Source organism: Thioalkalivibrio sp. ALE16, from assembly GCF_000381305.1.
Taxonomy (GTDB): Bacteria; Pseudomonadota; Gammaproteobacteria; order Ectothiorhodospirales; family Ectothiorhodospiraceae; genus Thioalkalivibrio.
In genome coordinates this window covers 59,209-65,657 of sequence record NZ_KB906369.1, presented here as the reverse complement: position 1 = coordinate 65,657, position 6,449 = coordinate 59,209, and the positions used below count along the sequence as shown (strand labels likewise).

General features: G+C 59.0%; 5 protein-coding genes. 4 read left to right on the top strand and 1 reads right to left on the bottom strand.

Annotated elements, in window-relative coordinates; genetic code table 11:
- The first annotated feature begins 1,191 nt into the window (after positions 1–1,191).
- From F627_RS0112500 to F627_RS0112480, 4 genes are all read left to right on the top strand, one after another.
- Complete coding sequence (locus tag F627_RS0112500; RefSeq protein ID WP_019584240.1) at positions 1,192–3,579, top strand: EAL domain-containing protein; 2,388 nt, start codon at positions 1,192–1,194, stop codon at positions 3,577–3,579.
- A 330-nt stretch (positions 3,580–3,909) separates the two neighbouring features.
- Positions 3,910–4,293, top strand: a complete 384-nt coding sequence (locus F627_RS0112495) for a hypothetical protein (protein ID WP_019584239.1) — start codon at positions 3,910–3,912, stop codon at positions 4,291–4,293.
- Positions 4,290–4,943, top strand: a complete 654-nt coding sequence (locus F627_RS0112490; protein WP_051081494.1) for a uracil-DNA glycosylase — start codon at positions 4,290–4,292, stop codon at positions 4,941–4,943. The genes F627_RS0112495 and F627_RS0112490 overlap by 4 nt, the downstream gene beginning before the upstream one ends.
- Positions 4,944–5,190: 247 nt before the next feature.
- Positions 5,191–5,640: a hypothetical protein gene (locus tag F627_RS0112480; protein ID WP_019584236.1), complete on the top strand. Its 450-nt coding sequence runs from the start codon at positions 5,191–5,193 to the stop codon at positions 5,638–5,640.
- Positions 5,641–5,678: 38 nt separating this feature from the next.
- On the opposite strand, the gene F627_RS0112475 is transcribed toward F627_RS0112480, so the two are convergent.
- Complete coding sequence (locus tag F627_RS0112475; protein WP_019584235.1) at positions 5,679–6,416, bottom strand: hypothetical protein; 738 nt, start codon at positions 6,414–6,416, stop codon at positions 5,679–5,681.
- Between the last annotated feature and the right edge of the window lie 33 nt (positions 6,417–6,449).

Below are 6,449 nucleotides of genomic sequence, written 5' to 3'. Positions count from 1 at the left end.
GTGATGACTCGTTCGAGGCTTTACGTTCCAGCTCCCGGGACCGAGGGGATACTCTCCGAGGGCTTGCGGATACCTCGGATGAAGCCATTCGATCCGGTCAGCGGTTCGACTCGAGCGGGCGGCCAATCGAATCCGATACGGCTTTGTACTGGGCCTCCATCCGCCAGCGGTGCGAGGACAACGAGGGTCTTTGGGAGCCCGAAACGCATTCCTGTACCCATCCCGCCGCGGCTTGCCAGGAAATGGGTTTCGAATGGGATCAGTCTTCGAAGTCGTGCAGCATTCCCGAAGGCTCGGTTCTTGCGGGTGGCGGGGCGAGCGAGCCAACGCCTTCTTCGATGGTTTCGATCGGCAGGTATAGCGGTCCTGGTCGGGGGGTCTATCGATTGTTCCTCACCCGGGAAAGTAACGGCGCGGAGACATCGTTTTCGACGCGAGATAACCCTCGTACCCAAATAAAGACGAGCAGACTTTGCCCTTGGGGGGGCAATAATCGGGTTCTCTGGACTTCCCAGTATCGATGGCAGTGCTGGAGCCAATAGGGGTCGCGATACCGCCGTCCACCCGCGCCGCATCCGTGCCGCGCGGGTTTTTTTTGGAACGGTCCGAATTTAATTCGACAGGATGATTTTTTCTGACAGCATGGGAACCATCAAAGGACATGAGGACGACAGCAGAAACGGATATCAGGCACAGGACGTGCCGGGGCAGGACGCCCTCGGATCGAACGGATTCGATTCTCTCTCCAGATCCGAGCGGAAGAATTCGACAAGGCGAATTATTCGGGCAACCTGGAGACACTGAACAACACGACCGGCCGCACTGCGGCCCGATTTTCCGGCGGCCCCTGGCCTATTTAAACAGGGGTGGGATTTGCAGAAAGTGCCCGAGGGTGATGGCCCCAAAAACTGCTGCACTCGAGCGATCGTCTCCGGCCTTGAAAGGGCCAAATCTCCTAGACGGGGCGCTCGAGGGTCAAGCCACCCTACGGCTCCGTGTACCCTCCGGGTTAGAGGGACAGCACCAGACGGCTGCTCAAGGACATCAGTGGCCGAGTACCGAACCGGCGTCACCCAGGGATGGGCGGCGCCGGTTTTTTTTGTGGAGAATTGACCTTGACTGTAGCGGGGGATACCGTTTCAGATCATTGCGCGAAGGATTTCGCTCGGTATTCGGTCATGGAGGACGATAGTGGGACACTTTCTGCGCGGCTCGCTCGTGTCTAGCCGCTCCCTCGCATCTCCCGCGCGTGGGTTCATTATCGTCTTGTCACTGATGGTGGCGCTGTTTGGCCTGAGCCTAGAGCGGATGGCCTCGCTCCAGGAACGCGTCACCGACATCGCCGAGATTGAGAGCGTCAAAGCAGACTCCATTCGGACGATGCGCGGGGCGGCGCGCGAGCGATCTGTCGCTCTTCTTGTCTTTGCGGTCTCGGATGATGTCTTTGTTCGGGATGAGGCCGTGACCGCGTTCCGGACGTCTACATCCGAGTTCCTCTCTGCGCGCAACCAGCTTATGCGCTCACCCCTTACCTCTGAAGAACGCCAGATGCTGGATCGCTACCTGCATCTCTCGGACGCAACAGGCCCTTCTCAACGAGCCGTCTTGGCGTTATTCCAGCAGGGGGAGTTTGAAACGGGGATCGAACAGCTACTTCATGACGCGATCCCGAAACAGAATGACGCCCTGGACGCCCTGGATGCATTGCTGGATCACATCATGACCACTACCCAGGCCGTTTCGTCCACCTCGCAATCGCAATACGCCGCCACAGTTTTCTGGATGCTCTTGCTCGGTCTCGGTGCGATCGCATTCGCTTCAGCGACCGCCTGGGTTGTCACGCGTGGGAGTCGAGACCGCGAGGCAGATCTCCATCATGAGAAGGAAAAGGCCCAAATCACCCTGCAAGCCATTGCAGATGCGGTGATCACGACGGACCGGGAGGGCCGTGTAGAATACCTCAACCCGGTGGCCGAGACGCTCACCGGTTGGCCTCTAAGTGATGCCAAAGGCCAACTTTTTGACCAGGTTGTGAATCTTCGAAGTGGCTCCCTGGTTGCGTCGAAAGACGCGGTTGATCCACTGGACGGCCCATCATCCCCTTTGCACGAGACGATGACCCTGGTTTCGAGAAGCGGCCAGGAGTCCCAAATCGAAGAGGTATCGAGCCCGATAAAGGACCGGTCGGGCGTTACAGTCGGATCGGCGATCATCCTTCGCGATGTCACGCGCTCGCACCGGATGGCCCGCGAACTCACGTGGTCGGCGACCCACGACCATCTCACCGGCCTCCCCAATCGCGTGGAATTCGAGCGGCGCCTGGAATACCTGGTCGAGCACGCGCGGTTGGAAGGTGTCGAACACGCGCTTCTGTATCTCGACCTGGATCAGTTCAAACTCGTCAACGACACTTGTGGTCACCCGGCCGGGGACGCTTTGCTTGAGCAGCTCTCCGATACGCTACGAAATATCCTCCGTTCCAGCGACACGCTGGCCCGTCTGGGTGGGGATGAATTCGGCGTGTTGCTTCCCACGTGCGACATAACCCAAGCCGAGCAGATCGCCGACAAGCTCCGATCCGCTATTTCGGAGTCCCGTTTCGAGTGGGGCCGGCGGCGGTTCTCGGTTGGCGTGAGCATTGGGGTGACCCCCATCCCGGGCGATGATTTCGATTCCGCCCAGTGCATGAGCAAGGCCGATGCGGCGTGCTACATCGCGAAGGAAGCCGGACGGAACCGGATCCACGTCAACACGAAAGACGACCAGAATCTGACCTACTGCGAAGATCACATGCACTGTCTCCAAGAGGTTTCTGAAGCCCTGGAAGCCAATCGGTTCTGGCTTTATGGACAGCACATCTGCCCCATCTCGAAAAAGAAGGGTGGTTTTACCGAGATCCTGGTGCGAATGATCAATTCCGACGACGAGATGGTCTCGCCCGGGGTTTTCATTCCGGCTGCTGAACGCTTCGGCATGATGCCCTCAATCGATCGCTGGGTGATCCGTCGAACCCTTCTCCGGATGTCCCAGCCGGGCCCGCTATCGCAAGGGAACTACTCAATCAATCTGTCTGGGCAATCCCTCTGCGATAACGAAATGCTCCCCTACATCAATGAGTGCCTGAATCGCACGGGCGTTGATCCTACCCGGATCTGTTTCGAGATTACCGAGACTTCCGCGATCGCCAATCTTGATTCTGCCGGCGCCATGATCGATGCGCTCCGCGCTCGGGGTTGCCGTTTCGCGCTCGATGACTTTGGCACCGGGATGTCCTCCTTCGGGTACCTTCGGGATCTGAATGTTGATTTTCTGAAAATCGATGGCAGCTTTATCAAGCGGATGTCCGAAGACCCGTATTCATTGGCCATGATTGAGAGCATCCACCATATTGGCTCGGTCATGAATCTGGAAACGGTCGCCGAGTTTGTAACGGATGCCTCTCTTGTCCTAAAATTGCGCGAGATCGGCGTCGACTACGGTCAAGGTTTCGGGTTGCATTCTCCTGAACCGATGGAGCCTCGCCCCACGGACCCCAAGAAGCCCGTATGGGAGCGTGAAGCCGCATTCGAGGCCGATTGATCATTGCCTCCTCTGAGGGCTGACCCCCGTGGGACCTCTTTTCCACGTCAGCCCTTCTTTCCCGTTGCTTTTTTGGCAGCGGGTTTTTTATTTGGGTTCGCACTCGGAATTTAATTTGCGTCCCGGAGTTTTTTCGATATCGTCTTCGTGTATTGCGAATCAACCGACCGCATGCTGGATGGCTTGAGGAGTATGCTCTACCGACGTCGATGACCCCCTGTAGTCGACGCCAAACCTCTCTCCCCTTCGAGTGGTAGGGCATGCTCCTCAAGCCATTCTCTTCATATATTGCATGATCAAACCCACGGATCCGGCCCGGAGTCGGTCAACATGGAGCATAACCACATGACGCAGTTCACTCTTGAGCGTATCCAGATGACGACTCAGCGGCTGGCGCGCTTGTACGGCGACGATTTCCTGGATGACCTTATCCACGACCTGCATGAATCAATCGGAGCGGATGCCTTGAATGCACTTTCGGATCGCGATGCCAACGAATCCTCCGATGTGTTTTTGGACGAAATATCCGTCCGGGCATCCGAAATCAACAACCAGGGTCTGGAAGGGCAGGTTTCCTGGCTTTTCCGCACGCTTGGGGTTTGCGAGGCCCTCCGTGCGATCGAAGGGGTGGCCCGGGAGCGTGATCAGCAACTGAAGGCGGTGCTTCGGAGGGGTCTTGCCGAGGAATCGGCGGCACCGGGGGCTCCCGCATGATCTCTCGAGACTGCCATCTTTGCCGGTTGCGGGGGCAGGCGGAACAGGTGGTGAACCCCGATGGGGCCAAAGGCTCGATCCTGGCGATTGGGGAGGGGCCCGGGGCCGACGAGGATGAACACGGCGTTGGGTTTATCGGGGCGGCCGGCCAAACCCTGGAACGCGAGATGTACGCGGCCGCCGGACTGACCCGCCAGCAATGGGCGCGCGCCAACATCGTACGCTGCCGTCCGCCCGGGAATCGCAAGCCCTTCGCGGACGAGATTCGATCCTGTTCAGGTTGGCTGGATCAGACCATCGACGGGATGCGGCCGGCCGTGCTGTTGCTTGTCGGGGAGAGCGCCGGGCGTCATCTCGGCAATTCCGTGATCCGGCGTCAGGAGTCCTACCTCAGCCAGGTACATCGATTGCTCCATGACGTCATGGCGAAGGAAGTGGCGCCGGGCACCTCTCGGATCGCCGATCTCTTGCCGCAGTATCGGGGTGTGCCGGTGGTGCCAATGCCCCACACGAGCGGGCTGGCCTGGAATCGTCGATACCGCCCCTCCGGGATCGAAGGGCCGGAAAAGCGGATCGCCGATCTGGGACGCCTCGCGCTGAAGATTGCGGTGCGGGTTCGTTCGGACCTTTTTGAATCCAAGCACCAATGAGGTGCCCAATGAAGCTGTATAAGCGTACTCGTTCCCCTTCCACATCTCGTTCGCTCGCGAGGGTATTCGATTTGGTGATGCCGGTTTTGCTGGTTGCCGCGTCGGCAATCGTTATCGGCATTATTTTGTTTTTTATGTTTTTCTTCTCCCCGCCCGCATAGGTCAGAGAACTCGACAGGGCGCCCCTTCCGGGCACAATGGGATCTCATTCAACGGAACCGGCCCGAAGCCGGTACAGGAGCACGCCATGATTTCCGCTATTCTCGTGAACGAACCCGCCTACGAAGGTCAGCCGCTTTTTTCGGGCCGAGTCACCTGGCGCGCGAGCGTCGAGACCGTCTGCGCGATCTACGCGGACAGCGCTGAAGAGGCCGCGACGGGCCTGAGTGACCGAAGTGAGGACCTGGTGGAGTATTCCACCCTGGACAATGATGACATCGATAGTCGGCGAGGTCGTTGTGACCCCTTTCTTGTGGAGCCGATCGACCGAGCGGACTTCCAGCACGATCCGCGTACCCCACAGGAAGAGGGCTACTATCTGGATGTGCTCGAGATGATCGAGGCGCGCATCCGGGGCGAGTTTGATCACCCGGCTCTGGAACGCTGGGGCCCGCTGAGTGCCGATGGCATGGAAGATATCCGGCTGATGGTCCAGGCGGCGAGGGCGGGCGACCCGGTGAAACGTCCGTGTCCGTAACCCTGGATCAATCCTGCAACCCCAAGGCCGCCTGATCGTTAGGCGGCCTTTTGGGTCTCTCCGGTCACCGCGGCCTCTTTCTCGCGCGGGATCGGCTTTTCCCGGTTCTCCCTCAAGAAGGCTTCAATCTCCTGAAGCTCGCCCCGCGTCAAGCTCCGTTTTTGGCTTTCCACGGCGTCCATATAGGCTCGGACATTCGGTTGCCGGGCGTTATCACCCAAGAGAAGTGCCTGGTCGTATCGATCCAGAGGATCCAGGCGCACAATCGCATGCTGATAGAATTGCGCTTCACTGATTCGGGACGAAATGGCGAGAGCTACCAGATACCACCCCACCAGATGGCCCACCCAGGTGGCCGCCAGGGCCGCACCGCTGGATTCGAGAGGCGCCATCGCGATGAATGCCAATGCGCCCATCACTACCGCAGTGACACCCAGCCAGAGCCGGCCGATCATCCCACCCAGCACGAGAAATGCCCCCAATCCAGCCAGCACCCACATGAGAAGATGTCCCTGGGTTGCAGGCTCAAGCCCTCCAAACACCGGGATCTCGAAGGCGCTCGCGTTTAGCGGCTGAAAGAGGCTTTCGATGCTCACCGTTGCGTAAAACAATGCTTGAGCGATCAGCGCCCCAACCATAATGATCATGGCGGCCCCGAGGGCGCCCTTCCGTTCTTCCCGATGCCTCTGCCGGCTGGCCCGGATTTCATTTTTCGTGGGCGGGAGGGCGTCCTGTACGAGGAACTGAAGAGGGGCGCTATGGGCTTCGTTTTTCATGCCATCATCCTTGATGAACGAGTATCCTGAATC

What these genes read in the sequence shown, in the direction of transcription:
- F627_RS0112480 (WP_019584236.1), top strand. Translation starts at nt 5,191, where the DNA reads ATGATTTCCGCTATTCTCGTGAACGAACCCGCCTACGAAGGTCAGCCG.
- F627_RS0112495 (WP_019584239.1), top strand. Translation starts at nt 3,910, where the DNA reads ATGGAGCATAACCACATGACGCAGTTCACTCTTGAGCGTATCCAGATG.
- F627_RS0112475 (WP_019584235.1), bottom strand. Translation starts at nt 6,416, where the DNA reads ATGAAAAACGAAGCCCATAGCGCCCCTCTTCAGTTCCTCGTACAGGAC.
- F627_RS0112490 (WP_051081494.1), top strand. Translation starts at nt 4,290, where the DNA reads ATGATCTCTCGAGACTGCCATCTTTGCCGGTTGCGGGGGCAGGCGGAA.